Origin of the sequence: Streptomyces sp. DH24 (assembly GCF_029813775.1) — a bacterium.
GTDB lineage: Bacteria > Actinomycetota > Actinomycetes > Streptomycetales > Streptomycetaceae > Streptomyces.
This window is the reverse complement of sequence record NZ_JARVKW010000053.1, coordinates 1-26,532: the sequence shown is the minus strand read 5'-3', so window position 1 is coordinate 26,532 and position 26,532 is coordinate 1. Positions and strand designations below refer to the sequence as shown.

Here is a 26,532-nt window from a genome sequence, read left to right as displayed (position 1 = left end):
GCTTGCCGGGTGCCGTGGACCCGGCCGGTTCCGCCACCCCGGCGACGCGGCTGGGACTGCGGACTGCGGCTCGGCTGCGGCTGCGGCGCGGCTCGGCTGGGAATGCGGCGCGACTGCGGACTGCGGCTGCGGCTCGGCTGCGGCTGCGGCTCGGCTGGGACTGCGGACTTCGGACTGCGGCTCGGCTGCGGCTGCCGCACCCCGCCGGCTCAGTGCCCGTCCCCGCGCTCCAGCGGCGGCACCGCCACGCTCCCGTGCGTCCGGCACTCCGGATGGCAGCGGTCCGGGGCCGGACGCCCGACCGTCGTGAAGGCCAGGACCGCGCCCGCCGCCAGGACCGCCGCGCACCACGTCATCGCGCGGCCGAACGCCGCGTCGAAGGCCGCCGGCATGCGGTAGGCCTCCGGTCCCATGCCGGCGAGGAGCGGGAGCGCCGCGACCGCGACCAGTCCGGCCGCGCGGGCCGCCGCGTTGTTGATGCCGCTGGCCAGGCCCGCCCGGGCGGTGTCCACGGACGCCAGCACGGTCGCCGTCAGCGGCGCGACCAGCGTGACCATGCCCAGGCCCAGGACCAGCAGCGCGGGCAGGACGTCGGCGGCGTACGAGGCGCCCGGGCCGACGCGCAGCATCAGCAGCATCCCGGCCGCGCACAGCAGCGGGCCGACCGTGAGCGGAACGCGCGGGCCGATGCGGTCGGCGAGCTCACCGGACCGGGCGGAGAGCAGCAGCATCAGGGCGGTCGTCGGCAGCAGCGCCGTACCGGCGGCCAGGGCCGAGTAGCCGACGACGACCTGGAGCTGGAGCGCGGCCAGGAAGAAGAAGCCGCCGAAGGCCGCGTACACGCACAGCGTGACGAGGTTGACGGCGGTGAACCGGCGGGACGCGAAGACGTCGAGCGGCATCATCGGTGCGGACCGGCTCCGCTCGACCAGCACGAAGGCGACGGCCGCCGCGAGCCCGGCGACCCCGGTGAGGACGACGGCCGCCGGACCGCCGCGCGCCTCGATCAGCGCGTACGTCAGCAGGGCGAGCGCGAGCGCCCCCAGCCCGGCGCCGAGCACGTCGAAGCGGCCGTGGGCGCGCGGGTCCGCCGACTCCGGCACGTGCCGTACGGCGATCACCGCGCACAGCAGGGCCGGCGCCACGTTGAGCAGGAACACCCACCGCCAGCCGGGCCCGTCCACCAGCCAGCCGCCGACGAACGGCCCGACCGCCGCGCCGATCCCGCCGAAGCCGGACCACAGGCCGACCGCGCGGCCCCGGTCGTCGGGGTGGAAGGAGGCCTGGATGAGCGCGAGGGAGCCCGGCGTCAGAAGGGCGCCGCCGACCCCCTGCAGGGCGCGGGCCGCGACGAGCAGCTCCGCGTTCGGGGCGAGCCCGCACAGCAGGGAGGCCGCCGCGAACCACAGCACGCCGGTCACGAAGATCCTCCGGCGCCCGAACCGGTCCCCGAGCGCGCCGCCCAGCAGGATCAGCCCGGCCAGCGTGACCATGTACGCGTTGACGGTCCACTGGAGGGCCGCGAGGTCGGCGTCGAGATCGCGGCCGATGCGGGGCAGGGCGACGTTGACGACGGTCGAGTCCAGCAGGGCCATGCCGGAGCCGAGGACCGTGGTGAGCAGAATCCACCTGCCCCGGGGCGAGGCGAGCCTGACATCGGGCATGGGGGGAGCATACGGAAGGGCCCGGCACCTGAGCGGGTGCCGGGCCCTGCCGGACGTGACGCGGCCGGCCCCGTGGGGCCGACGGACCTACTTGATCTTCGTGCCGGTGGAGCGCAGGTGCCCGCAGGCCTCCACGACGCGCGCGGCCATCGACGCCTCGGCGAGCTTGCCCCAGGTGCGCGGGTCGTAGGTCTTCTTGTTGCCGACCTCGCCGTCGACCTTCAGGACGCCGTCGTAGTTGCGGAACATGTGGTCGGCGACCGGACGGGTGAAGGCGTACTGGGTGTCCGTGTCGATGTTCATCTTCACGACGCCGTTCTCCAGCGCGGTGGCGATCTCCTCAGCGGTGGAGCCGGAGCCGCCGTGGAAGACGAAGTCGAACGGCTGGGCACCGGCCGGCTTGCCGTACTTGGCGGCGACGCCCTCGTTGAGCTCCTTCAGCAGCTCCGGACGCAGCACGACGTTGCCCGGCTTGTACACGCCGTGGACGTTGCCGAAGGACGCGGCCAGCAGGTAGCGGCCCTTCTCGCCCAGGCCGAGCGCCTCGGCGGTGCGGACGGCGTCGTCGACCGTGGTGTAGAGGGAGTCGTTGATCTCGTGGGTGACGCCGTCCTCCTCGCCGCCGGTCGGGGTGATCTCGACCTCAAGGATGATCTTGGCGGCGCGGGCGCGCTCCAGCAGCTCCTGCGCGATGGCCAGGTTGTCGGCCAGGGTCTCCGCGGAGCCGTCCCACATGTGGGACTGGAACAGCGGGTTGCGGCCGGCCTTGACGCGCTCCTCGGAGACCGCGAGCAGCGGACGTACGTACCCGTCGAGCTTGTCCTTCGGGCAGTGGTCCGTGTGCAGCGCGACGGTGATGTCGTACTTGTCGGCGACGATGTGCGCGAACTCGGCGAGGGCGACCGCGCCCGTCACCATGTCCTTCTTGTGCTGGCCACCCAGGAACTCGGCACCGCCGGTCGAGATCTGGATGATGCCGTCGCTCTCCGCCTCCGCGAAACCGCGCAGGGCCGCGTGCAGGGTCTGGGAGGAGGTCACGTTGATGGCCGGGTAGGCGAACTTGCCTGCCTTCGCCCGGTCCAGCATCTCGTTGTAGACCTCGGGAGTTGCGATGGGCATCTGTCCGCTCCTTGGTATGTGCGGGTTGGCGTTCTGCGTACTGACGGCCCTGACCTAGAACCATGGGTGCGACGTCATCGTCGGCCCCATCTTCCCAGACTTGGTCCGGTGGTCCACGGCGCCGTCCACCGGCTGGTCAGTCCAGCCCGAGCTCGTCCTTCGAGTACGCGAAGAGGTACGGCACGCCCGCGCCCTCCTGGATCTTCTCGGCGGCACCGGTCGCCCGGTCCACGATCGTCGCGACCGCCACGACCTCGGCGCCCGCCTCGCGGACCGCCTCGACCGCGGTGAGCGGCGAGCCGCCGGTGGTGGAGGTGTCCTCGACGACGAGGACGCGCCGGCCCGCGATGTCCGGGCCCTCGACGCGGCGCTGCAGCCCGTGCGCCTTGGCGGCCTTGCGCACGACGAACGCGTCCAGCTTCCGGCCGTGGGCGGCGGCCGCGTGCAGCATGGCGGCGGCGACCGGGTCGGCGCCCATGGTGAGGCCGCCGACGGCGTCGAACTCCAGGTCGGCGGTCAGGTCCAGCAGCACCTGGCCGACCAGCGGGGCGGCCTCGCCGTCCAGGGTGATGCGGCGCAGGTCGACGTAGTAGTCGGCCTCCAGACCCGAGGAGAGGGTCACCTTGCCGTGCACCACGGCCTTGTCCTTGATCTGCTGCAGCAGCGCGCCGCGTACGTCCGTCATGCCTGTCAGCTTAAAGGCGGCGCCAGCTCCAGGTGGTCGTGGCCTCCAGCGGCTCCAGGGGCGTGACCAGGCGCGGGAGGGTGTTGAGCCCGTCGGGCGGGCCGGTCTGCGGCTCCACGCACACCGCCTCGCGCTGCTCGTCGTACACGACGACCCACTCCTCGCGGCTGGTCACCCTCAGCTCCAGCAGCTCCGGCCAGGTGAGGGTGACGTCGACGCCGCCGGGCATGCCGAAGCAGTCGTCCCAGGGGCCGGGCTTCGGGTCGAGGCGGTTGCCGGTCGGCAGGTGGTCGGCGCCGCGCTCCTCCTGCCAGGCCGGGTCGAAGTCGATCCGCACGTCCCGGCCGCCGAGGCTGCGGTTGAACCACGGATGCCAGCCGATCTGAGCAGGGAAGGACGACTCGTACGTCTCCACGGCCGTCGTCAGCGTCAGCGCGTCCTCGGTGAGCGCCACGACCTGGGTGACCCGGCCCGGGTAGGGCCACGGCTCGGTCAGGTCGTACGTGATCGCCGCCTCGGTGCCGGTCGCGCGGGCCGTGCGCCAGGCGCCGTCGCGCGCGGTGCCGTGGATGGCGTGCGGCGGGGCGTTCAGCGGCATCCGGTGGACGACGGCGCCGTCCCGGAAGCGGCCCTCGCGGATGCGGCCGCACCAGGGGACCATCGGGAAGCATCCGTAGCGGTCGCCCTGCCGCAGCAGCTCGACGCCGCCGACCCGGAGCCCGCCGATCCGCCCGCCGTTGCCCGGCAGCACGGTCACCTCCGCGTCACCCGCGGTCAGCGTGATGGGTTCGTTACTCACATGACGACCCTACTGGGGTGATCAAGAGGGCGTGTCCGGCCGCGCCACCGGCGCACGGCCTCACCGGCGTCTGCGCAGCACCCGGCCGACCAGGATCGCCGACGCCAGCACCACGGCCGCCGCCGGGGCCGCCCAGCGCAGCGGGGTCTGCGCGGCGACGCTCTGCGGGCCGGGGACGGGCGCGTACCGGCCGCGCGGCGGAGCGTGGTCCACCTCCTCGGCGCTGCGCCCGATCATCGTCCGCCGCGCGTGCGCGGCCTCGGCGATGCCCTCGCCGTCGATCGGCGCCGCCGTCACGGCGTCGTCGGACTCGTCGTCGTCCTCGTCGTCGGCCTCGGGGTCGAGCGACGGCGGCGGCACCTGGGCGTCGAACACGGACGCGCGCGCGTCGTCCCCGGGGGCCTGCTCCGCGGCGGGCCGGGCGTCGTCGGCCGCGGCCTCACCCGGCTCGGCCGGCACCGGCGCGTCCTCCGCGTCCGGCGCCGCCCCGGAGTCGCCGGTCGCCGTCGGTTCGAGGTGCTCCGTGGCCACGGACCCGGGCGTTTCCGGTGTCTCCTGCGTTTCCGGGGCCGGCGGGGCGGTCGGCGCCGTCGGTTCCCCGCCCGCCGCCTCGCCCAGGTGCTCCGCGAAGCGGTCCAGCAGGCGCAGGACGGCCGACGTGACCGCGTCCTGCGGCAGCTCCGTGACCCGCCCGTCCGCGGACGCCGTGCCCGCGAAGGCGAGGGTGGTGCCGCCGTCGGTGTCGCGGACCCGGACCGTGAGGGCGAGCTTCGCCGCACCGGAGCCGCGGGACTCGGTGGCGTCGCCCTCGATCGCGTACGCGCCGTCGTCCTGTGCGGTGACCCGGACGGAGCCGCGGTAGGTGATGGAGTGGCTGCCGATGCGCAGCTTCAGCCGCCCGGTGACGGGCTCGGCGCCGGCGTCCTGCTGGAGCCCGGGAACCGCCCGGGCGACGCGCGCGGGGTCGGCCAGCGCCCGCCTGAGCCGCTCGGCCGGAAACGGAACGAACACCTCGTGCTCCATGTCGACGGAGCCTACCCAGTCGGCGGCGAACTGCACCCTTCCGTCGGCACGAAGTCACGTCCCGCTCCGGACGGGCAGTCAGCGGCCCGCCGCGACCGGCCCCGTCAACGGCACGCGCCGTCCACGCACGAGGCCGCGGGGCACCATCACGTCCCACGCCGTCCACGCACGACACCGCGCGGCACGCCACCACACCCCGCGCCGTCCACGCACGAGGCCGCGCGGGGCAGTTTCCGTGGCGCGGGTCAGTTCGCGTAGCGCGGGTGCATCAGGGTCGACGGCGGCAGGCCCGTCAGACGGGTCCGGGCGGCGGCGCGGGCGTTTCCGCGCAGCGACTCCGGCGTGAGGGTGCCCGCGCGGGGGCCGTCGGGGTCGAGGCGCAGCGGCGGGCGCGTGCGGGCGGCCAGCACGAAGCCCCAGTCGCCGGGCGCGTCGTCGTCATCGGAGGCCGTACGGTCGGGGCCTGCCGCGAATCCCGAGTCACGGCCGCCCACCAGATACGGCACGGTGCGCAGCCCGGCGGCCCGGACCGTCGCCTCCACCGTCCAGAACGTCTTCGGCCGCGCGGAGACCGACCCGGCGTGCACGACCAGCCGCCCGGAGTCGGCCAGCGCCCGCCCGACCAGCCCGTAGAACTCCTGCGCGTACAGCTTCGCGCTCGCCGTGATGCCCGGGTCCGGCAGGTCCGAGATCACCACGTCGTACGTCGTCGTGGGCGCCGTCCGCAGCCGCCGGAAGGCGTCGGCGGTGACGACGTGGACGCGCGGGTCGTCGTAGGCGTGGCCGTTCAGCCGGGTCAGGGCCGGGTCTCGGGAGGCCAGCCGGACGAGCCCCGGGTCGAGCTCCACGATGTCGACCCGGCGCACGTCCGGATGGCGCAGCACCTCACGGGCGGCCATGCCGTCGCCGCCGCCGAGGACGAGCACGCGCGCGTGGGGGCCGGCAGCCATCGCGGGGTGGACCAGCGCCTCGTGGTAGCGGCGCTCGTCCCGGCCGCTGATCCGCAGCCGCCCGTCCACGAACAGGTCGAGGGGCCGCCCGTGCGTGCCGCCGGTGAGGACCACCTCCTGGACGTCGGTCCGCAGCGCGACGCGGACGTGCTCGCCGAACACGGCCTGCCGGGCTGCGCGTTCGAAGTCGTCGACGAGGACGGTGGCGGAGGCGAGGACGGCGAGCACGGTGAGGTTGACGGTCAGCAGCACCCGGCGGGCCCGGCGGGTCAGGTCCCGGTGGAACAGGCCGAGCACCAGGGCGCCCCCGGCGACGACGTTGACCGCGCCGGTGAGCAGCACCCCGGTCAACTGGCCCAGGAACGGCAGGAGAAGGAAGGGGAAGGCCAGTCCTCCGACGAGCGCACCGACGTAGTCGGCGGCGAACAGGTCGGCGACGGCGCCGCCCGCGTCCTGCCGGCGGACGCGCTGGATGAGCTCCATCAGCAACGGGACTTCGGCGCCGATCAGCAGGCCGATGGCGAGGGAGAACGCGACGAGCAGCCAGCGCGGCCCGTCGGCCCACAGCCCGCCCCAGCCGCCGGTCCAGGCGAAGACCGCGTACAGGGCCATCGCGCTGCACCCGCCGACGAGGGCGAGCACGGCCTCGACGGTGGCGAATCCCGCGGCGGCGTGCCAGCGCAGCCGTTTGGCGGCGAGGGAGCCGACGCCCATCGCGAAGACCATGACGGACAGGACGACGGACGCCTGGGTGACCGAGTCGCCGATCAAGTAGGAGGCGACGGCGACGAGTTCGAGTTCGTACACGAGTCCGCAGGCAGCGCACACGAACACGCACGCGAGGACGAGGAACCGTCCCGTGTCCGGCCGGACGGGCAGCGGGACCGCCGGGCCGCACCGCTCGCAGGTGCCGGGTCCGCCGGGCGGTTCGGGTCCCTGGGGCGCGTGGGCTCCGCCGCACACTCCGTCGGGCCCCCCGTATGTCCACGGCGGGAGGTCCGACGGGGTGCGTGTGGACGGATCGATCACGCTGTGACGTTACGTTACTTCTCGGGCACGTCTCGTCACCCACACGTGTGGAAATGCCCGTTGCCCGGTCACCGAACGTTTGAAGTGCCGTTGCCCTGTCACACCGGACGGACCGGACGGCGGGGGTCCATCACACCGGACGCACCGGACGGACCGGACGGCGGGGTCCGTCGCACCGGTCGGATCAGACGGCGGACGGGCTGAGCCGGCCGCGCTCCCGCCCCCGGCCCGCGGAGCCCGCCGCGCCCGCCGCATCCGCGGGGCCCGCCGGGCCCGACGGCACCCGCACCCCCACACGGGTGCGCGTCGAGACCAGTTGGCCGTCCTGCGGATAGGCGTGCCAGGTGCGCCAAGTGACCTGGCCCTGCCGGCGGTTGGCCAGCATCGCCGTGAAGGCGTGCGGGCTTCCGGGGAAGACGCCGGCCAGGCCCTGCGGATGGTCCGAGACCAGGGCCAGCAACTCCTGGGCGCGGCCGGCGAACGCGCCCGGCGACAACACCTCCACCCGGGCCGCGAACTCGTACTCCCAGTCGCCCACCCGCTTGGCGACGCCCAGCGGCAGGGGTGTGCTGCTGCCCGGGATGCAGGCCACCGTCTCCGAGCAGGTGCCCCGTTCCTCCTCCAGAAGAACCTGGTGGGATGCGCCGAGCAGCCTCAACTGGACTGTGGCGGCGTCCAGTTCGAGGTCGAGCGTGGCCAGCGCCGGGAGGGGCTCGCGCCCCAGGGTCCAGGCGAGGTCGGCCGCGCGCGTGTCGGTGTAGGAGGTGTTCAGGGTCGTGAGCATGGAACGGCTCCGCTGGCACACGTGGAGAGGTGGGTGCAGGTCCCGCGCGCCCCCGGTCACACCGGGGAAGTCGGCCCGGTTGAGCCCGGTCGGCCGGTCGGGAAAAGGTCCGCGGACGGCACTTGGGGCTGCGTTGGTGTTTTAGAGGGAATCATGAACTGCGGCGGCGCCACAGCGTTTTTACCCAACTTCGGTTGGTTTCCATCCCTCAGGGGGCTACTCAGTTCAGGTGTTCAACCAGGGCGTGCGCCCTTTGCGTCAAGGCGCACGCCGGGGCGCGCGAGCGTCCGCCGGGAGCTGTTCCCGGCGGACGCTCATGACGGGACCCGACCCAGTGAGGGTCCCGTCGTGCCGGGGCCCGTCCCAGGACGGGCCCCGTCGACCGGATGCGTTCCCCCTGCCGGAGCTCGGCTGCCCCGTGTCAGCTGCCTCCGCCGCATCCGCCGCCGCCCCCACCCCCGCAGGACGACCCGCCTCCGCACGACGAGCCGCCCGAGGACGAACCACAGGAGCTTCCTCCGCCGCCCCCGTCGTGACCGCCGGACGATCCGGCGTCCCCCGCCGACGCGGCCACCCACCAGCTCGAGTCGCTGCTGCCGCTGCTGCTGCCGCCCCGCCCGCGAGTGGACCGCGAGCCGACCCGCGTCGCCGGCGTCGCCGCACGGTTGACGGCCACCCCGATGACCACCGCGACCACCACGAACAGCAAGACGATCCCCAGGATGATGCCGATGACCATGGCGCCACCCTCCTTCCGTTTCCCCCGAAGCGGCCCCCCGTGGGCGCCTCGCTCGTTGCGTGACACGGGGATGCCCGCCCCCGATCGCGGCCAAAGCAGAGTTGAGGAACTCCAGAGCTTCGGCGCAGGATGACCCGCATGACCTCCAGCGCGCGCCCCCTCCTCAACCGCCGGCTCGCCGAGTTCGGGACGACGATCTTCGCCGAGATGTCCGCCCTCGCCCTGCACACCGGGGCGATCAACCTCGGCCAGGGCTTCCCCGACACCGACGGCCCCGAGGAGGTCAGGGAGGCCGCCGTACGGGCCCTGCGGGACGGGCGCGGCAACCAGTACCCGCCGGGCCCCGGCGTCCCCGAGCTGCGCACCGCGGTCGCTGCGCACCAGCTGCGCCGGTACGGGCTGTCGTATGACCCGGACACCGAGGTCCTGGTCACGGCCGGGGCCACCGAGGCGATCGCCGCCTCGCTGCTCGCGCTGCTGGAGCCCGGCGACGAGGTGATCGCCCTCGAGCCGTACTACGACTCCTACGCGGCGTCCATCGCCATGGCGGGCGGCACGCGCGTGCCCGTCACCCTGCGCCCGGACGGCGACGGCTTCACGCTGGACCTGGACGAGCTGCGCGCCGCCGTCACCGACCGGACCCGGCTGCTGCTGATCAACACCCCGCACAACCCGACGGGCACCGTCCTCACGCGCGCGGAGCTCGCGGCGGTCGCGGAGCTGGCGGTGGAGCGGGATCTGCTGGTGGTGACGGACGAGGTGTACGAGCACCTGGTCTTCGACGACGCCGAGCACGTGCCGCTCGCGTCCTTCCCGGGGATGCGCGAGCGCACGGTGACGATCAGCTCCAGCGGCAAGACGTTCTCGTTCACGGGGTGGAAGGTCGGCTGGATCACGGCGGCGCCGCCCCTGGTCGCGGCGGTGCGGTCGGCGAAGCAGTTCCTGACGTACGTCTCGGCGGGCCCGTTCCAGTACGCGGTGGCCGAGGCGCTGGCGCTGCCGGAGTCGTACTTCACGGGCTTCCGGGACGACATGCGCGCCAAGCGGGACCTGCTGGCGGCGGGCCTGGCGGAGGCCGGGTTCCGGGTGTTCCGGCCGGCGGGCACCTACTTCGTCACGACCGACATCCGGCCGCTCGGCGAGACGGACGGCCTCGCCTTCTGCCGCGCCCTGCCGGAACGGGCCGGGGTGGTCGCCGTCCCGAACGCGGTGTTCTACGACCACCGGGAGGCGGGCGCGCCGTTCGTCCGGTTCGCGTTCTGCAAGCGGACCGAGGTGCTCCAGGAGGCGGCCAAGCGCCTGGCGGCCCTCTAGACGGCCCGAAACGGCCGAAGCCCGGCCCCGGCGCGCGACCGTGACGGTCGGCGCCCTGGCCGGGCTTCTGAGGGCCTGGGCGGCTGTCTACTCGCCGTCCTCGGTTCCCTCGGGCTTGTCCGCTTCGTTGACCTCCTGCTCAAGGCCGAGCTGCTCCACGAGCCACTTGTCGAACTCGATGGCGGCCCGCACCCAGCTGACCGTGGACGAGACGAAGTGCTCCAGGCCCACGCCCATGCCGATCAGCATCTGGGCCTCGCCGATGAGGCGGACCGTGCCGTCGTCGTGGGTGTGCGTGTAGACCTTGGGCCACAGGGTCCGGCGGTTCCAGTCGTCGATGGACTCCAGCAGCTGGGGCTTCTCGTCGATCTTGTGGGGCCGGTCGTAGAACGTCCGGACGGAGAAGACCTGCTGGTCACCCTCGCCGCGGAACATGAAATACGTACGGAACTGCTCCCACGGCGCCGCGAGGTCACCCTCTTCGTCGACGACGTACTTCAGCTCCATCTGCTCCAGGAGCTGCTTCACGAGGTCCTGATCCGGCACGACGGGGCCCGCCGGTCCTTGGGGCTGCGGCTCGGGCTGGCCCCCGAAGTTCGGAATCGAGGACGGGTCGATGCTCACCGTGATTTTCCCTTCGTACGGATCCCGCCATCCTCCCTCATCCGGGGAGGGGGGTGGCAAGCCCCGCCGGGGTCTGTCGCTCAGAACAGGCCCCGCTCGATCGGGTCCAAGTGTGGCCGGGGGCCGCCGGGCGTACGGCGGCGTCAGAGCGTCTTCCCGCCGGCCGGCCCCACGATCAGGTCGTCGCCGGCGCGGTCGACGCGGACCGTGTCGCCGTCCTTGATCTCGCCTGAGAGGATCTCCTTGGCGAGGCGGTCGCCGATGGCGGTCTGGACGAGGCGGCGCAGCGGGCGTGCCCCGTACGCCGGGTCCATGCCCTCGTCGGCGAGCCAGGCCAGTGCCTCGTCGGTGATCTCCAGGCTGAGCCGGCGTTCCGCGAGCCGCTTCGCGAGCGCGTCGATCTGGAGCCGGGCGATCCGGCTCAGCTCGTCCTTGGCCAGCGCCGAGAAGACGACGAGGTCGTCCAGGCGGTTGAGGAACTCCGGCTTGAAGGAGGCGCGGACCACCTCCAGGACCTGTTCCCGCTTCTCCGCCTCGCTGCTGATCGGGTCGACCAGGAACTGGCTGCCCAGGTTGGACGTGAGCACCAGGATCGTGTTGCGGAAGTCGACCGTGCGGCCCTGACCGTCCGTCAGCCGGCCGTCGTCCAGCACCTGGAGCAGGATGTCGAAGACCTCGGGGTGGGCCTTCTCCACCTCGTCCAGCAGGACCACGCTGTACGGGCGGCGGCGCACCGCCTCGGTGAGCTGGCCGCCCTCCTCGTAGCCGACGTAGCCGGGCGGGGCTCCGACGAGGCGGGCCACGCTGTGCTTCTCGCTGTACTCCGACATGTCGATGCGGACCATCGCCCGCTCGTCGTCGAAGAGGAAGTCGGCGAGCGCCTTGGCGAGTTCGGTCTTGCCGACGCCGGTCGGACCCAGGAAGAGGAACGAGCCGGTCGGCCGGTCCGGGTCGGCGATCCCGGCGCGGCTGCGGCGCACCGCGTCCGACACCGCGCGCACGGCCTCGCGCTGCCCGATGAGCCGCTTGCCGATCTCGTCCTCCATGCGCAGCAGCTTCTGCGTCTCGCCCTCCAGCAGCCGCCCGGCGGGGATGCCGGTCCAGGAGGCGACGACGTCCGCGATGTCGTCGGCGCCGACCTCCTCCTTGACCATGGTGTCGCGGGTGACCTCCTCCTCGGCCTCGGAGGCGGCCTCCAGGTCGCGCTCCAGGGCGGGGATCTCGCCGTACAGCAGCTTGGAGGCGGTGTCGAAGTCGCCGTCGCGCTGGGCGCGTTCGGCCTGGCCGCGCAGTTCGTCCAGCTTCTCCTTCAGCTCACCGACCCGGTTGAGGGACTGCTTCTCCTTCTCCCAGCGGGCGTTGAGGCCGCGCAGCTCCTCCTCCTTGTCGGCGAGGTCGCGGCGCAGTCGCTCCAGGCGCTCCTTGGAGGCCTGGTCGGTCTCCTTGCTGAGGGCCAGCTCCTCCATCTTCAGCCGGTCGACGGCGCGCTGGAGTTCGTCGATCTCGACGGGTGAGGAGTCGATCTCCATGCGCAGCCGGGACGCCGCCTCGTCCACGAGGTCGATGGCCTTGTCGGGCAGGAAGCGGGAGGTGATGTACCGGTCGGACAGGGTGGCCGCCGCGACCAGCGCCGCGTCCGCGATCTGCACCTTGTGGTGGGCCTCGTACCGGCCCTTCAGGCCGCGCAGGATGGCGATGCTGTCCTCGACGGACGGCTCGGCGACCAGCACCTGCTGGAAGCGCCGCTCCAGCGCCGGGTCCTTCTCGATCCGCTCGCGGTACTCGTCCAGGGTGGTGGCGCCGACCATGCGCAGTTCGCCGCGGGCGAGCATCGGCTTGAGCATGTTGCCGGCGTCCATGGCGGAGTCGCCGCCCGCGCCGGCGCCGACGACGGTGTGCAGCTCGTCGATGAACGTGATGATCTGCCCGTCGGAGTCCTTGATCTCGGCGAGGACGGTCTTGAGCCGCTCCTCGAACTCGCCCCGGTACTTCGCCCCGGCGACCATCGCGCCCAGGTCCAGCGCGACGAGGCGCTTGTTCTTCAGCGACTCGGGCACGTCGCCCTTCACGATCCGCTGGGCGAGCCCTTCGACCACGGCGGTCTTGCCGACGCCGGGCTCGCCGATGAGGACGGGGTTGTTCTTGGTGCGGCGGGACAGCACCTGCACGACGCGGCGGATCTCGGTGTCCCGGCCGATGACCGGGTCGAGCCTGCCCTCGCGCGCGGCGGCCGTGAGGTCGGTGCCGAACTTCTCCAGCGCCTTGTACTGGCCCTCGGGGTCGGCCGTGGTCACGCGGCGCCCTCCCCTCGCCCTCTGGAAGGCGTCCAGCAGCCTCTTCGCGGTGGCGCCCTGCCCGGAGAGTACGTCACCGGCGGCTCCGCCCTTCGCGGCGATGCCGATGAGGAGGTGCTCGGTGGACAGGTACTCGTCGCCGAGCTCCCGCGCGCGGGCCTGCGCGTCGGCGACCACGGCGAGCAGCTCGCGGTTGGGCTGGGGCGGCGCGACGGTGGACCCGGTCACGCTGGGCAGTCCGGCGAGGATCTTCTCCGCGCCGGCGCGGACGGCCGCCTGGTCGGCGTCGACGGCGGCCAGCAGGTCGGTGATGTTCTCGTTCTCCTGCCCCTGGAGCAGAGCGAGGAGCAGGTGAGCGGGGGTGAGGTCGGGGTGCCCCTCGGTCACGGCGCGGCTGCTCGCCGCGTTGAGCGCGTCCCGGCTCCGGTTGGTCAGCTCGGCGTCCACGTGTCCGTTCTCCTCCTGTGCGTCAGCCGTGTGTCACGTCTCCCGGCCCATGTCCGTCCTGACATAGTCAGCGTACACAAAGTTGAGTCTATTCCACTCAAGGACGATGCGGGAGACCCCCGGACCGCGACGCCCGGCGGGAGAGTTAGGTTCGGCACCATGAGCGCCACCTACTCCGTGGATCCCGGGAAACCGGACGCGTCGTACCTCGCCTTCTGGCGCGAGCGGCATCTGTGCACGCTGACGACCCCGCGCCCGGACGGCACCCCGCACGTAGTACCCGTGGGCGTCACCTACGACCCCGGGGCGCGGCTCGCCCGGGTCATCACGAGCGGGACGAGCGCGAAGGCGGCCCATGTGCGGGCGGCGGGCCCCGACGGCGCCCCGGTCGCCGTGTGCCAGGTCGACGGCCGGCGCTGGGCGACGCTGGAGGGCCGCGCGAGGGTCCGTACGGAACCGGACCGGGTGGCGGAGGCGGAACGCCGCTACGCCGAGCGCTACGGCCGGGAGCCGTCGCCGAACCCGCTGCGCGTGGTGATCGAGATCGAACTGACGCGGGCCATGGGACGCGGGGAACGGCGCGGGCCGGAAACAGGTCGGCGGCCCCGGTGAGAGCACGGTAAGAATCGGCGCCGCCGACCGCCGGTTCCGGCCACGACGACGGGCCGGCCCACCACACGCGCCACAAACTGCAGCGGCGTCACCGTGTTCAGGTCACGGTGACGCCGCTGCGGGGGGAAGCACCTGCGCGATCTACTGCGACGGGGGAATCGCGTCAGGCACTGCGGGGGGTGGCCGAGATGGTCCTCGAGTCGGTGGCCTCCGACTGCGCCAGCTGGTGGTCCCGCTGGTCGAGGTTCACAAAAATCATTCCGTACCGGATGGCACACCGCACGGGCTGTGGAGCGCCCCGGGGCCGGCGCAGACACCGGTATGCCCGGACGTCGTCGTCCTCGTCCCGCGTGACGACGACCGGCTCACCGAACACGGTCACCATCAGCGAGTCACCGCTGTGGGGGATGGCGGTGGCCAGATCGATGAAGTGCCAGCCGGAGCGGTAGGCGGAGGCCATTTCGCGGCGGAAGGACCGGTCGTCGGGCGGTGTGGTCATCGCGATCAGTCCCACCTGGTGTCGAGAGGGCTGTCCTGCGTTTCACCGCCGGCCGTCTCGACAGTCACAGACTGAGCAGCTCCCGCCTTGTGCACGTCGCTCTTCGCACCGGAGAGGCCAGCCAGCGTTCCGAAGGCCACAACGGCGGAGAAGGCGGCAACAAGTACCGAGCGAAGCATTCTCTTACTCATAGTCGGCTTCGTCCTCACTTGAAGGTCCCCTCATTCCCCCGTCGGATAAGACGATGGCTCATTCAGGCACGTAATGGCCACACGATCGGTGCATCATGTTCCTGCATGTTCAGGACCCTGGGGGGTGGAGATTTGACAATAAACCGGACTAAGGAGACACATCACCATGCGGTAACCGAGCTGTGCGAGGAGGGCGGCCGTCTGTATGCGCACGCCCTGCGCACGGGCCGCATCCTGCGGGCGGATGTCGAGCCTGCTCCGTGCCTGATGGAGTTCGCGCTGCTCCACCCGGATCCCGACGACGCGAACTGGCTGCGCCCGGTTCCGCCTTCGGTGGCCCTGGCGCAGCGGCTGCACCCCATCGAGCGCGAGATCACCGAACACCGGCGGCAGTCCATCGCGCTCACCGAGGTCTTCGAACCGTTCCTGGCCCTGAGCACGCAGGAGACCGCCCCCACCCACTCCATCACCGTCCTGGAGGGCCTCGACCGCATCAACGCCGCGCTCGACCTCGCCACCGCCCAGTGCCGGACCGAGGTCCTCACGGTCCAGCCCAGCGGCCGGCGCAGCCCCGAGAACCGGCTCCTGGAGGCCCTGGAGCGCGACAAGCCGCTCATCGAACGCGGTGTGCGCATCCGCACCCTCTACCAGCACACGGCCAGGTTCCTGCCCGACCGGCTCGCCTACGTCGACCAGTTCACCGAGGGCAAGGTCGAGTACCGCACCATCGACGAACTCGTCGAACGCCTCATCATCTGCGACGAGACCGTCGCCTTCATCCCCGTCCGCGAGGACCGGCAGGTCGCCCTCGAACTGCGTCACCCGGGCCTGGTCCGCTACCTGGTGAAGGTCTTCGAGTTCATGTGGGGCCGCGCCGTACCGCTCCAGGCCGGCACCCCCTACGAGACCGACCCCGACGGCATCACCGACATCCAGCACTCCATCGCCAAACTGCTCGTGGAGGGCCACGTCGACGAGGCCATCGCCCGCCGCCTCGGCATGAACGTCCGCACCTGCCGGGCCCACATCGCCAAGCTCGCCTCGGCCCTCGGCAGCGGCAGCAGGGCCCAGCTCGGCTACCTCATCGCGCAGTCCGGGATACTCGACAAGAATCACTGATCCCGGGGCGACCCCCCGGACAGGAGGGAGCTACCGAGTGACGTCGGCGCCCCACCCGGAGCACGGCGTGGAAGACCTGTGCTCCGAAGGAACAGAGCTGTACGAAAGAGCCCTGCGGGAGGGGCACGTACCGGCCGGGGACGCGCACCGCGCGCCCTGCCTGGTCGACTTCGGCCTGCTGCACCCGGCCGTCGACGACCTGAGCAGGATGGAACCCGTCGCGCCGGCCGTCGCCCTGCACCGGCTCCTGCGCCGCTCCCAGGAACGGATAGCGGACGAACGGCGGCGCGAGGAACGGCTCGCGGAGACGTTCGCCGCGCTGATGCGGATCGGCGGCAGCGGCCCCGCCGGCACGGACAGCCCGGCGATCCGCGTGCTCAGCGGCACGGCCCGGATCAACCAGGCCATCACGGAGGCGATGGCCGACACCACCAGCGAACTGCTCTGCATCCAGCCCAACGCCCACTACACCGGCCGCCGGGGCGAGGCGGCCCAGGCCGTGTCCCTCGACCGCGACCAGGCGCTGCTCGACCGGGGCGGCCGCATCCGCACCCTCTACCAGCACACCCAGCGCCACCTGCCCATGGTCCGGGCACGCTACGAACGGCTGCGCGGCGACGCCGAGGCCCGCACCCTGGACGAGATCCCCGACCGGCTCATCCTCGTGGACCGCGACGTCGCGTTCCTGCCGGCCGACAAGGAGAGCCTGCTCGCCCTGGAGGTCCGCCACCCCGCGCTGGTCTCCTACCTCGCCACCGCCTTCGACCGGCTGTGGCGGCTGGCGACCCCGATGTACCCGCAGGACGTCCAGCAGCCCACCCTCAACGGCATCACCGCCCGCCAGCGCACCATCGCCGCGCTGCTCGTGGAGGGCCACACCGACGCCGTCATCGCCGAGCGCCTCGGCATGAACGTCCGCACCGCCCGCGTCCACATCGCCAAGCTCGCCGCCACCCTCGGCAGCGAGAGCCGCGCCCAACTCGGCTACCTCATCGGCCGGTCGGGAATCCTCGACCAGCAGGGCACGGAAGGCTGACGGCGCCTGCCGCCCGGCCGCCTCAGCGCGCGGTACGGGACCCCTGACCGGGCACCCGCACCACGGGCTCCGCGTGCGGCGGGCCGTCCAGGCCCACCTGCGCGATGCGCACGCCGAGTTGGGTACGGCTCGCCGCGCCCAGCGTCTCCGACAGACGCGCGATGTGCGCGCGGCACGTCCGGACGCTGATGCCCAGCCGCTCGGCGATGACCGCGTCCTGGTGGCCCTCCGCCAGCAGCGCGGCGATCGACCGCTCCCGGTGCGAGATGCCCTCGATGCCGGTGTCGGGCAGCGGCGCGGTCAGCGGCAGCGCCAGGCGCCACAACCGTTCGAAGACCGTGCCCAGGTACTCCACCAGCGCCGGATGGCGCAGCTCCAGCGCCATCGTGCGGTCGGAATTGGCGGGGATGAACGCCACCGTCCGGTCGAACAGGATGAGCCGGTCGATCACCTCGTCCAGGGTGCGTGCCTCGACCGCGTCGCCCATCAGCTCCAGGTAGTTCAGCAGTCCCTGCCCGTGCCGTGCCACGTGCGTGTACAGGTCCCGCATCCGCACGCCGCGCCCGCGCAGTTCCAACGCCCGGTGCAGGCCCTCCGCCAGCTCGTGCTCGGGCCGGATGCCGCCGGGCTGCACGGTCAGCACCTCGGCCGTGCAGGCCTGCGTCGCCTCGTCCATGGCCGCCTGGATGCGGGACAGCCCGTCCAGGACGCGGATCGCGGTGCCCTCCCCGGCCGGCGGTGACGACGCGGGGCGGCGGCCCAGACCGGCGTACCACTCGACGGCGGCCACCACCGAGCCCACCCGGCGCTGGCTCGCCCGGACCTCGTCGTAGACGCCGCGCAGCAGCCGGGTCATGACCTCCTGGGGTGCCGTCGGCACCAGCCAGTCCATGTCGTCGGGGTCCGGGTGCAGCAGGGCCAGGTCGAGGAGGCAGGGCACCGGTTCCGCGTCGTGGCGCGGCACCCGGCCGCGACGTACGGCCCGGGAGTACACGCGATCCCCGGCATCGCACAGTCGGTCAGCACCGTGTGGATGCTCGTCCGTCCCGTGCCCGGTCATCGCCCATCCCACCCCCGGTTCAGCTCTTCCGCAGCGCAACTATGCGCGCACCGAACGTGGTCCGCAACACGGCTCCTCCTGCGCCGAACGCCGGAAAGCACCGTTTCACGGTGGTATTTCGGCACCTCAGGAAGGAGGCCTTGCAACAAGCTGGCGGGTGCATTCAGGACAAGCCCTGAGCGCCATGGCGCCCTCGGCGGGTCAGGACTTGAGGCCGATCTTGGCGCAGGCGCTCGCGTACTTGGCGGTGCAGATGTCGGACACCTCGTAGATGCCGTCCGCGACGACGGTGTCGTTGATGTTGTCCTGCGTCAGGGCCACCACGGGGACGAGCTGCGCCGGAATGTTCTTGTGCGTGGGACTGTCGACGCTGTCCCGGGTCAGGGCGTCGAACTGGATGTCCCGCCCCTGGACCCTCGCCACGGCCATCTCGGCCGCGTTCTCGGCCTCCTGCGGGTAGGACTTGTACACGCTCATGTACTGCTCGCCGGACACGATCCGCTGCACGGCGTCCAGTTCGGCGTCCTGGCCGGTGACCGGCGGCAGATCGGTCACGCCCGCGGCCTCCAGCGCCTTGATGACGCCGCCCGCGACGCCGTCGTTGGCGCAGTAGACGGCCGCGATGTTGGCCGCGCCGAGCTCGTTGATCGCCTTGGTCATGTTCGCCTGGGCGTTCTCCGGCTTCCAGCCCTCGGTGTCGTAGGACTTGGCGATCTTCACCTTGCCGTTCAGCTCGGACAGCGCGCCCGCCTTGAACTGCTTGGCGTTCGGGTCCGTGGGCGAGCCGTTCATCATGACGATCTGCGTGGAGCCGCCGGAGTTGCCGCCCAGGGCCTCCAGCAGCGTGCGGCCCTGCACCTCGCCGACGAGCTCGTTGTCGAAGGAGATGTACGCGTCGATGGGCCCCTCGGCCAGCCGGTCGTAGGCGATGACCGGAATGCCCGCCTCCTTGGCCTTCTCCACGCCGTCCGCGATGGCGTGCGCGTCGACCGCGTCCAGCAGGATCACGTCGGCCTTGTCGTCGATCATCTCCTGCAGCTGGCTCGCCTGCTTGGCGGCGTCCGCCTCGGCGTTGGCGTACAGGACGCGGCCCTGGTCCCGGGTCAGGGCGGCGACCTTCTTCTTGATGATGGGGTAGTCGAACTGCTCGTAACGCGTGTTCGCCTTCTCCGGCAGCAGCAGCCCGACGGTGATGTCGTTGCCCTTCGCCGGGCTGGCGTCGTCGCTGCCGCCCGACGCGCCCAGCGCACCACAGGCGGCCAGCGAGAGGGTCATCGTGGACGCGGCCACGGATATGGCGATACGACGCATACGGGTGCTCACTTCTGGTGTCTTCCGGACGCGGGCGCAGCTTTGCTACCCGAGTGACTGAAAAGCCAACGCGCCACCGCCCCTCAGCGTCAAGCAGAACCACTTAACGAGATGGCAACAGCACGTTCCGTGTCCGACGTGAAGACGCAGGGGCACAACCTGCAACCTCTCTTCACCGGTTGTTGAGCGAACGGCGCCCGGAAGCGAGGTCGTTAACCGTACAACCAACCCATTCGACGCGAGTCGTGATCATGAAACCCGCTCGCCGCCGGCCGTACGCCGCCCGGACGACCGAACAAACTCGGCCAACTTCCCACCAGAACGAAAGGGACCCCGGAGGACAAGCCTCCGGGGTCCCTTCGGAAAACGCGCGCGCTCAGTCCGAGGGCTGCTGCCGCTTCGGCCGCCACACCACCAACGCGCTGGTCTGCTGGACCTCCTGATACGGCACCAGATCGCGCCGGTACGACGCGTGCACCGCCGCCTCGCGCTGACGCATGGTCGCGGCGGCGCCGTCCAGCGCCGCCTGCAGCTCCGCCACGCGGGACTGGAGCGCGGCGACCTGGTTCTCCAGTTCGATGATGCGCTTGATGCCCGCCAGGTTGATGCCCTCGTCCTGCGACAGCTGCTGCACCTGACGGAGCAGCTCGATGTCACGGGCCGAGTAACGGCGCCCCCGGCCGGCGGTGCGGTCCGGGGACACCAGCCCCAGACGGTCGTACTGACGCAGTGTCTGCGGGTGCAGGCCGGAGAGCTGGGCCGCCACCGAGATGACGTAGACCGGGGTGTCCTCGGTCAGCTGATACGGGTTGCGTCGACGGCCGTCCATCTCCATCAAGCTCCCTTCGCGGCCTGGAACAGCTCCGCCCGCGGGTCCTCACCCGCGGTCGCCTCTCGATACGCCTCGAGCGCCTCACGAGCCTTCCCCGACACGTCCTTCGGAACACTCACCTCCACGGTGACCAACAGGTCCCCGCGGGTGCCGTCCTTGCGGACCGCACCCTTGCCCCGGGCGCGCATCGTGCGCCCGTTGGGGGTGCCCGGCGGCAGCTTCAGCGTCACCGCGGGACCGCCCAGGGTCGGGACCCGGACCTCGCCGCCGAGGGCCGCCTCGGCGAACGTGACCGGCACGGTCACCGTGAGGTTGTCGCCCTTGCGGCCGAACACCGGGTGGGAGTCGACGTGCACCACCACGTACAGATCGCCCGCCGGACCGCCGCGCTCACCCGGCGCGCCTTTGCCGCGCAGCCGGATGCGCTGCCCGTCCGCGACCCCGGCCGGGATGCGGACCTGCATGGTGCGCGACGACTTGGCGCGACCGCTGCCCTTGCAGACCTCGCAGGCGTCCTCGGCGATCAGGCCGCGGCCCTTGCAGTCCGGGCAGGGGTCCGTGAGCGAGAAGCCGCCGCCGGAACCCCGCGCGACCTGACCGGTGCCGACGCAGGTCGGGCACACGCGCGGCGTGCCGTTCTTGTCGCCGGTGCCCGAACAGGCCTTGCAGGGCGCCTGCGAGGACATCCTGAGCGGGACCGTCGCGCCCTCGATCGCCTCCGTGAAGCTGAGGGTGACCTCGGACTCCACGTCCTGTCCGCGCCGCGGCTGCGTACGACCGGTGGTCGTGCCGCCCCGGTTGAACAGGCCCCCGAAGACGTCACCGAGCCCGCCGCCGAAGCCGCCGGGCTGGCCGCCCTGCCCGCCCTGGCCGCCGAACAGGTCGCCCAGGTCGAAGTTGAAGGAGCCGCCCGCTCCGGCGCCCGGCCCGGGGCGGAAGCCGCCGTTGCCGAACAGGGCGCGCGCCTCGTCGTACTCCTTGCGCTTCTTGGGGTCGCCGAGGATGTCGTTCGCCTCGGAGATCTCCTTGAAGCGCTCCTCCGCCTTGGTGTTGCCCTTGTTGGCGTCCGGGTGGAACTCGCGGGCGAGCTTCCGGTACGCCTTCTTGATCTCGGCCTCGGTGGCGTCCTTGGGGACGCCGAGGACCTTGTAGTAGTCCTTCTCGATGAAGTCCTTGGTGCTCATCCCCGACGTCCCTCCTCTCCTGCCTCGGTTGTGACGTCAGCCCTCGTCCGGGCCACCGCTCTCCTTGTCGTCCGGCTGCTCGGCCGCCTCGGCCTTGTCGGCCTGCGCGCTCTCCTCGGCCGGCTTGACCGTCTGCGCGCCGGGCTGCGGCTCGGCCACGGCCACCCGCGCGGGGCGGATGGTGCGCTCGCCGATGCGGTACCCGGGCTGCAGGATCGCCACGCAGGTCGTCTCGGTGACGTCCGGCGCGTAGGAGTGCATCAGGGCCTCGTGGATCGTCGGGTCGAAGGGCTCGCCCTCCTTGCCGAACTGCTGGAGGCCCATCTTCGCCGCGACGGTCTCCAGCGACTCGGCGACGGACTTGAAGCCGCCGACCAGTTCGCCGTGCTCCCGCGCGCGGCCGATGTCGTCGAGCACGGGCAGGAGCTCGGTCAGGAGGTTCGCCGCGGCGATCTCCCGGACCGCGATCCGGTCGCGCTCGACCCGTCGGCGGTAGTTCTGGAACTCGGCCTGCAGCCGCTGGAGGTCCGCGGTGCGCTCACCGAGCGCGGAACGCGCCTGGTCGAGCTGGGCCACCAGGGCCGCCGTCTGGCCCGTGTCCCCGGCCGGGGCCGCCCCTTCCTCCGGGGAGGGGGAGGCGGCCTTCGGCTCGGCGTCGTCGGAGGTGGCGCCGGAGGGGACGTCGGGCTGCTGCTCGTCGAAGCCCGGGGTCTCCTCCGTCACGCGGCACCGTCCTTCCGCTCGTCGTCGACGATCTCGGCGTCCACGACGTCGTCGTCGGTCTTGGCCTGGCCGGCGCCCGCGTCCTCGGCACCGCCCGCGGCCTGCGCGCCCTGGGCGTCGGCGTACATGGCCTGGCCCAGCTTCTGCGAGACGGCGGCGACCTTCTCGGTGGCGGTGCGGATCTCGGCGGTGTTGTCACCTTCGGCGGACTCGCCCTTGAGCTTCTCCTTCAGCTCGGCGAGGGCCTCCTCGACCTCGGTCTTGACGTCACCGGGGACCTTGTCCTCGTTGTCCTTGAGGAACTTCTCGGTCTGGTAGACGAGCTGCTCGCCCTGGTTGCGGGTCTCGGCGGCCTCGCGGCGCTTGTGGTCCTCCTCCGCGTAGCGCTCGGCCTCCTCGCGCATGCGGTCGACCTCGTCCTTCGGCAGCGAGGAGCCGCCGGTGACGGTCATCTTCTGCTCCTTGCCGGTGCCGAGGTCCTTCGCCGTGACGTGCATGATGCCGTTGGCGTCGATGTCGAAGGACACCTCGATCTGCGGGACGCCGCGCGGCGCCGGGGGCAGACCGGTCAGCTCGAACATCCCGAGCTTCTTGTTGTACGCCGCGATCTCGCGCTCGCCCTGGTAGACCTGGATCTGCACCGACGGCTGGTTGTCCTCGGCCGTCGTGAAGATCTCCGAACGCTTCGTCGGGATCGTGGTGTTGCGCTCGATGAGCTTGGTCATGATGCCGCCCTTGGTCTCGATACCGAGGGACAGCGGGGTGACGTCGAGGAGCAGGACGTCCTTGACCTCGCCCTTGAGGACACCGGCCTGGAGCGAGGCGCCGATGGCGACGACCTCGTCCGGGTTCACACCCTTGTTGGCCTCCTTGCCGCCGGTCAGCTCCTTGACGAGCTCGGCGACGGCGGGCATACGGGTGGAGCCGCCGACGAGGACGACGTGGTCGATCTCGCTGATGGAGATGCCGGCGTCCTTGATGACGTTGTGGAACGGGGTCTTGCAGCGCTCCAGCAGGTCCGCGGTCAGCTGCTGGAACTGGGCGCGGGTGAGCTTCTCGTCCAGGTGCAGCGGGCCCTCGGCGGACGCCGTGATGTACGGCAGGTTGATCGAGGTCTCGGTGGACGAGGACAGCTCGATCTTGGCCTTCTCGGCGGCCTCGCGGAGGCGCTGGAGGGCCATCTTGTCCTTGGACAGGTCCACGCCGTGCCCGGACTGGAACTGCTTGACCAGGTAGTCCACGACGCGCTGGTCCCAGTCGTCACCACCGAGGTGGTTGTCACCGTTGGTGGCCTTCACCTCGACGACGCCGTCACCGATCTCCAGCAGCGAGACGTCGAAGGTGCCGCCACCGAGGTCGAAGACGAGGATCGTCTGGTCGTCCTTGTCGAGGCCGTACGCCAGGGCGGCGGCCGTCGGCTCGTTGACGATGCGCAGCACGTTCAGGCCGGCGATCTCGCCCGCCTCCTTCGTGGCCTGGCGCTCGGCGTCGTTGAAGTACGCCGGGACGGTGATGACCGCGTCGGTCACCTTCTCGCCCAGGTAGGACTCGGCGTCCCGCTTCAGCTTCTGCAGCACGAAGGCGCTGATCTGCTGCGGGTTGAAGTCCTTGCCGTCGAGCTGGATCTTCCAGTCCGTGCCCATGTGGCGCTTGACGGAGCGGATGGTCCGGTCCACGTTCGTGACCGCCTGGCGCTTGGCCACCTCACCCACGAGGACTTCGCCGTTCTTGGCGAAGGCGACGACGGACGGCGTGGTCCTGGCGCCCTCGGCGTTGGTGATGACGGTGGGCTCGCCGCCCTCCAGAACGCTGACGACGGAGTTAGTCGTGCCCAGGTCGATGCCGACCGCACGTGCCATGGTGATTCCTCCAGCTGACTTGAGTGGAACAGGCTCAAGTGTGCACGAGGCTCACCGCTGGGTCAACAGACCTGAGTCGGACGGACTCAACTCTTATCCATTCCTTACACGCAACCGCGCTGCTACCTGCGAAGACGTCACCGGAGATCGCCGCCGAGGCCCGGGGACCGGAACCCTCAACAGTGCCAGAACGACGACTGCGGCCACCGCCGCCACCCAGAGCACGGCACCCTCACCCGCCGCGCCGGTCTGCACCAGCACCCCGGCGAGTACCCCGGCCCCGCCGCCGATGCCGAGCAGCACGGTCGCACCCTGCGCGGTCAGCCCGAGCCGCCGCAACCGGTGCGCGAGATGGTCGGGGCCGCGCCGCAGCAGGGGCCGCCCGGCCAGTCGCCGGGAGAGCAGGACGAGCACGGCGTCGGCCGACGCCACCGCGGTGAGCGCGAACAGCACCCCGGCACTCGTCACGAGGTCCTGCCCGGCCCGCGTGACGACCAGACCCCCGGCGAGCAGGAAACCGACGAACAGGGCGCCGCCCGCACCGAGTCCGGCCCGCGCGGGCGGCCAGTTGTGCATGAGGAACCCGGTCAGGGCCGCCGCCAGCACACTCAGCAGCGTCGCGAGCCCGTCCATCACCTCGGCGGCGGCACACGCGCCCGCCCCGAAGGCGGCCAGCGTCCCGACCGCGCCGGCCGGCCCGTCGGCGTGGTCCAGCCCCTTGAAGGCGACGGCGACGAACACGATCCAGCCAACGGCGAGGACACCGCCCGCGATGCCGGTCTCCGCGTACGGCACCACGAGCGCCGCGGCGACGGCCGTACCGGCGAGCAGGAAGCGGGTGCCGAGCCGCCACAGGTCCGCGGCGAGCCCCAGCACGGCCACGCCGACCGCGGCGGCCAGCAGCCGGCCGACCCCCTCCCCGAGCGGCGCGAGTCCGGTCCAGTCCCCGATCCCGGCGACCAGCGCGGTGGCGGCGGCGACGGCCGTGCCGCCGGACAGCGGAACCGGCCGCTGCCTGCGCCGATCGACGGCGCCGAGACGCAGGGCGGGGGCACGCAGAAGAGCGGTCAGCACGGCGGCGAGGGCCAGGGCGAGGGCGGCGGCGACGATTCCGTAGAGCACGATGTCCAAGCTAAGCCGAATGTCACGATTTATGACGAATGGCATGATGGGGTCGGCGTGGCGCGGGCGCCACCCGGTCAGGGCCGCCTCAGCGACACAGATCACCGCCCGCCTGACTACAGTGCGACGGAGGATCGGGGTAGCCTCAGACGGACTGGGCAAGTTACCGCTTAGTAACGGCGAAACCCAGCCAGCCCCACACACCGCTCGAAACGCTCGACAGATCCCCTCGAACCACCCCTCGCAGGCCCGAGGAGCCCCGAAATGCAACTCGCCGCGATCATCGTGTCGCTGGTCCTGACCGTGGTCGGCGTTGCGCTGCTCGCGCGCGCCGTCGGTCAGTTCGTCCGGTACTTCAGGCTGGGCCAGCCGGTACCGGCCGGCAGCCGGACGGACAATCCCTACCAGCGCAGTGTGACCCTGCTGCGGGAGTTCCTGGGCCACACCCGGATGAACCGCTGGGGCGTCGTCGGCATCGCCCACTGGTTCGTCGCGGTCGGCTTCCTGACGCTGCCGCCGACCCTGGCCCAGGCGTTCGGCCAGCTGTTCCGGGCCGACTGGGTGCTGCCGGTCATCGGCGACTTCCTGCCGTTCGAGCTGTACATCGAGTTCATCGGCGTGATGACGATCCTCGGCATCGCCGTGCTCATCGTGATCCGCCTGCTGAGCCTGCCGTCACGCCCCGGCCGCAAGTCCCGCTTCGCGGGCTCCAAGGCGGGCCAGGCGTACTTCGTCGAGTACGTCATCCTCACCATCGGCCTCGCGATCTACGTACTGCGCGGCCTGGAGGGCGCGCTGCACCACGTGGAGCACTACGAGGCCGGGTACTTCGCCTCGTACCCGCTGGTCCTCGCCTTCAAGGGGCTGGGCGTCACCACGCTCCAGAACCTCGTCTACCTGTTCGCGATGATCAAGATCAGCACGTCGTTCATCTGGATGATCGTGGTCTCGCTGAACACGAACATGGGTGTGGCCTGGCACCGGTTCCTGGCGTTCCCGAACATCTGGTTCAAGCGGAACGCGGACGGCTCGACGGCGCTGGGCGCTCTGTTGCCGATGACGTCGGGCGGGAAGCCGATCGACTTCACCGATCCCGGTGACGACGACGTGTTCGGTGTCTCGCAGGTCGAGCAGTTCTCCTGGAAGGGCCTGCTGGACTTCTCCACCTGCACCGAGTGCGGGCGGTGCCAGTCGCAGTGCCCGGCGTGGAACACCGGCAAGCCCCTGTCGCCGAAGCTGCTGATCATGTCGCTGCGCGACCACGCCCACGCCAAGGCCCCCTACCTCCTGGCCGGCGGCGGCAAGACCATGGAGGGCGACGAGAAAGCCACCCCCGAACAGCTCACGGGCGTGCCCGCCGCCGCGCTGGCCGAGGCCGAACGCCCGCTGATCGGCACCGCCGGCGACAACGGCGTCATCGACCCCGACGTGCTGTGGTCCTGCACCACCTGCGGCGCCTGCGTCGAGCAGTGCCCCGTCGACATCGAGCACGTCGACCACATCGTCGACATGC

At 71.7% G+C, this 26,532-nt stretch carries 22 protein-coding genes; 5 read left to right on the top strand and 17 right to left on the bottom strand.

Annotated features, from left to right (window positions below):
* Positions 1 to 209: 209 nt before the first annotated feature.
* The 7 genes from QC282_RS28850 to QC282_RS28820 form a co-directional block, all read right to left on the bottom strand.
* Complete coding sequence (locus QC282_RS28850) at positions 210 to 1,664, bottom strand: MFS transporter (RefSeq protein ID WP_279552527.1); 1,455 nt, start codon at positions 1,662 to 1,664, stop codon at positions 210 to 212.
* A gap of 87 nt (positions 1,665 to 1,751) precedes the next feature.
* A complete protein-coding gene (gene fbaA, locus QC282_RS28845; RefSeq protein WP_279552526.1) occupies positions 1,752 to 2,783 on the bottom strand; it encodes a class II fructose-bisphosphate aldolase in 1,032 nt (343 codons plus the stop codon).
* Between the two features lie 136 nt (positions 2,784 to 2,919).
* The gene (gene pyrE / locus QC282_RS28840) at positions 2,920 to 3,468 is read right to left on the bottom strand and encodes an orotate phosphoribosyltransferase (RefSeq protein WP_279552525.1); all 549 of its coding nucleotides are present in this window, start codon (positions 3,466 to 3,468) and stop codon (positions 2,920 to 2,922) included.
* A gap of 10 nt (positions 3,469 to 3,478) precedes the next feature.
* Positions 3,479 to 4,267: an aldose 1-epimerase gene (locus QC282_RS28835; protein WP_279552524.1), complete on the bottom strand. Its 789-nt coding sequence runs from the start codon at positions 4,265 to 4,267 to the stop codon at positions 3,479 to 3,481.
* 60 nt (positions 4,268 to 4,327) lie between these two features.
* Positions 4,328 to 5,290: an SRPBCC domain-containing protein gene (locus QC282_RS28830; RefSeq protein ID WP_279552523.1), complete on the bottom strand. Its 963-nt coding sequence runs from the start codon at positions 5,288 to 5,290 to the stop codon at positions 4,328 to 4,330.
* Positions 5,291 to 5,535: 245 nt separating this feature from the next.
* The gene (locus tag QC282_RS28825; RefSeq protein WP_279552546.1) at positions 5,536 to 7,119 is read right to left on the bottom strand and encodes a polyamine aminopropyltransferase; all 1,584 of its coding nucleotides are present in this window, start codon (positions 7,117 to 7,119) and stop codon (positions 5,536 to 5,538) included.
* A 334-nt stretch (positions 7,120 to 7,453) separates the two neighbouring features.
* On the bottom strand, positions 7,454 to 8,053 hold the full coding sequence (locus QC282_RS28820; RefSeq protein ID WP_279552522.1) for a DUF2617 family protein: 600 nt from the start codon (positions 8,051 to 8,053) through the stop codon (positions 7,454 to 7,456).
* Positions 8,054 to 8,921: 868 nt separating this feature from the next.
* Here QC282_RS28820 and QC282_RS28815 point away from each other — a divergent pair.
* Positions 8,922 to 10,106 (top strand): pyridoxal phosphate-dependent aminotransferase, encoded by a 1,185-nt coding sequence (locus tag QC282_RS28815; protein WP_279552521.1) that lies wholly within the window; start codon positions 8,922 to 8,924, stop codon positions 10,104 to 10,106.
* An 87-nt stretch (positions 10,107 to 10,193) separates the two neighbouring features.
* On the opposite strand, the gene QC282_RS28810 is transcribed toward QC282_RS28815, so the two are convergent.
* The gene (locus tag QC282_RS28810) at positions 10,194 to 10,730 is read right to left on the bottom strand and encodes a YbjN domain-containing protein (RefSeq protein WP_279552520.1); all 537 of its coding nucleotides are present in this window, start codon (positions 10,728 to 10,730) and stop codon (positions 10,194 to 10,196) included.
* Positions 10,731 to 10,873: 143 nt separating this feature from the next.
* On the bottom strand, positions 10,874 to 13,471 hold the full coding sequence (gene clpB / locus QC282_RS28805; protein WP_279552519.1) for an ATP-dependent chaperone ClpB: 2,598 nt from the start codon (positions 13,469 to 13,471) through the stop codon (positions 10,874 to 10,876).
* A 159-nt stretch (positions 13,472 to 13,630) separates the two neighbouring features.
* Here clpB and QC282_RS28800 point away from each other — a divergent pair, with 159 nt between their 5' ends.
* Positions 13,631 to 14,083: a TIGR03618 family F420-dependent PPOX class oxidoreductase gene (locus QC282_RS28800; RefSeq protein ID WP_279552518.1), complete on the top strand. Its 453-nt coding sequence runs from the start codon at positions 13,631 to 13,633 to the stop codon at positions 14,081 to 14,083.
* Between the two features lie 163 nt (positions 14,084 to 14,246).
* Here the strand turns inward: QC282_RS28800 and QC282_RS28795 are convergent, their stop codons facing one another.
* Positions 14,247 to 14,582: a hypothetical protein gene (locus tag QC282_RS28795; protein WP_279552517.1), complete on the bottom strand. Its 336-nt coding sequence runs from the start codon at positions 14,580 to 14,582 to the stop codon at positions 14,247 to 14,249.
* 296 nt (positions 14,583 to 14,878) lie between these two features.
* Here QC282_RS28795 and QC282_RS28790 point away from each other — a divergent pair, with 296 nt between their 5' ends.
* Positions 14,879 to 15,892: a helix-turn-helix transcriptional regulator gene (locus QC282_RS28790; RefSeq protein ID WP_279552516.1), complete on the top strand. Its 1,014-nt coding sequence runs from the start codon at positions 14,879 to 14,881 to the stop codon at positions 15,890 to 15,892.
* A 37-nt stretch (positions 15,893 to 15,929) separates the two neighbouring features.
* Complete coding sequence (locus tag QC282_RS28785; RefSeq protein WP_279552515.1) at positions 15,930 to 16,928, top strand: helix-turn-helix transcriptional regulator; 999 nt, start codon at positions 15,930 to 15,932, stop codon at positions 16,926 to 16,928.
* Between the two features lie 22 nt (positions 16,929 to 16,950).
* Here QC282_RS28785 and QC282_RS28780 read toward each other — a convergent pair whose 3' ends face one another.
* From QC282_RS28780 to QC282_RS28750, 7 genes are all read right to left on the bottom strand, one after another.
* Positions 16,951 to 17,988 carry a helix-turn-helix transcriptional regulator gene (locus QC282_RS28780; protein ID WP_279552514.1) on the bottom strand — a complete coding sequence of 346 codons (1,038 nt, stop codon included), beginning with the start codon at positions 17,986 to 17,988 and terminating at the stop codon, positions 16,951 to 16,953.
* Between the two features lie 201 nt (positions 17,989 to 18,189).
* Positions 18,190 to 19,311 carry a sugar ABC transporter substrate-binding protein gene (locus QC282_RS28775; protein ID WP_279552513.1) on the bottom strand — a complete coding sequence of 374 codons (1,122 nt, stop codon included), beginning with the start codon at positions 19,309 to 19,311 and terminating at the stop codon, positions 18,190 to 18,192.
* Between the two features lie 364 nt (positions 19,312 to 19,675).
* Positions 19,676 to 20,128 carry a heat shock protein transcriptional repressor HspR gene (locus tag QC282_RS28770; RefSeq protein WP_279552512.1) on the bottom strand — a complete coding sequence of 151 codons (453 nt, stop codon included), beginning with the start codon at positions 20,126 to 20,128 and terminating at the stop codon, positions 19,676 to 19,678.
* Between the two features lie 5 nt (positions 20,129 to 20,133).
* The gene (gene dnaJ / locus QC282_RS28765) at positions 20,134 to 21,315 is read right to left on the bottom strand and encodes a molecular chaperone DnaJ (protein WP_279552511.1); all 1,182 of its coding nucleotides are present in this window, start codon (positions 21,313 to 21,315) and stop codon (positions 20,134 to 20,136) included.
* 36 nt (positions 21,316 to 21,351) lie between these two features.
* Positions 21,352 to 22,038: a nucleotide exchange factor GrpE gene (gene grpE, locus QC282_RS28760; RefSeq protein WP_279552510.1), complete on the bottom strand. Its 687-nt coding sequence runs from the start codon at positions 22,036 to 22,038 to the stop codon at positions 21,352 to 21,354.
* Positions 22,035 to 23,897: a molecular chaperone DnaK gene (gene dnaK / locus QC282_RS28755; RefSeq protein ID WP_279552509.1), complete on the bottom strand. Its 1,863-nt coding sequence runs from the start codon at positions 23,895 to 23,897 to the stop codon at positions 22,035 to 22,037. Before dnaK ends, grpE begins: the two co-directional genes overlap by 4 nt.
* A gap of 93 nt (positions 23,898 to 23,990) precedes the next feature.
* The gene (locus QC282_RS28750; protein WP_279552508.1) at positions 23,991 to 25,019 is read right to left on the bottom strand and encodes an MraY family glycosyltransferase; all 1,029 of its coding nucleotides are present in this window, start codon (positions 25,017 to 25,019) and stop codon (positions 23,991 to 23,993) included.
* 264 nt (positions 25,020 to 25,283) lie between these two features.
* Between QC282_RS28750 and QC282_RS28745 the strand changes: the two genes are divergently transcribed.
* On the top strand, positions 25,284 to 26,532 hold a 1,249-nt coding region (locus QC282_RS28745; RefSeq protein WP_279552507.1), incomplete at its 3' end, for a (Fe-S)-binding protein.

Excerpts from the sequence above, each read along its gene's own strand:
- QC282_RS28850 (WP_279552527.1), bottom strand. The coding sequence starts at position 1,664 with ATGCCCGATGTCAGGCTCGCCTCGCCCCGGGGCAGGTGGATTCTGCTC.
- fbaA (WP_279552526.1), bottom strand. The coding sequence starts at position 2,783 with ATGCCCATCGCAACTCCCGAGGTCTACAACGAGATGCTGGACCGGGCG.
- pyrE (WP_279552525.1), bottom strand. The coding sequence starts at position 3,468 with ATGACGGACGTACGCGGCGCGCTGCTGCAGCAGATCAAGGACAAGGCC.
- QC282_RS28830 (WP_279552523.1), bottom strand. The coding sequence starts at position 5,290 with ATGGAGCACGAGGTGTTCGTTCCGTTTCCGGCCGAGCGGCTCAGGCGG.
- QC282_RS28820 (WP_279552522.1), bottom strand. The coding sequence starts at position 8,053 with ATGCTCACGACCCTGAACACCTCCTACACCGACACGCGCGCGGCCGAC.
- QC282_RS28815 (WP_279552521.1), top strand. The coding sequence starts at position 8,922 with ATGACCCGCATGACCTCCAGCGCGCGCCCCCTCCTCAACCGCCGGCTC.
- QC282_RS28800 (WP_279552518.1), top strand. The coding sequence starts at position 13,631 with ATGAGCGCCACCTACTCCGTGGATCCCGGGAAACCGGACGCGTCGTAC.
- QC282_RS28795 (WP_279552517.1), bottom strand. The coding sequence starts at position 14,582 with ATGACCACACCGCCCGACGACCGGTCCTTCCGCCGCGAAATGGCCTCC.
- QC282_RS28790 (WP_279552516.1), top strand. The coding sequence starts at position 14,879 with ATGTTCAGGACCCTGGGGGGTGGAGATTTGACAATAAACCGGACTAAG.
- QC282_RS28780 (WP_279552514.1), bottom strand. The coding sequence starts at position 17,988 with ATGACCGGGCACGGGACGGACGAGCATCCACACGGTGCTGACCGACTG.
- QC282_RS28770 (WP_279552512.1), bottom strand. The coding sequence starts at position 20,128 with ATGGACGGCCGTCGACGCAACCCGTATCAGCTGACCGAGGACACCCCG.
- dnaJ (WP_279552511.1), bottom strand. The coding sequence starts at position 21,315 with ATGAGCACCAAGGACTTCATCGAGAAGGACTACTACAAGGTCCTCGGC.
- dnaK (WP_279552509.1), bottom strand. The coding sequence starts at position 23,897 with ATGGCACGTGCGGTCGGCATCGACCTGGGCACGACTAACTCCGTCGTC.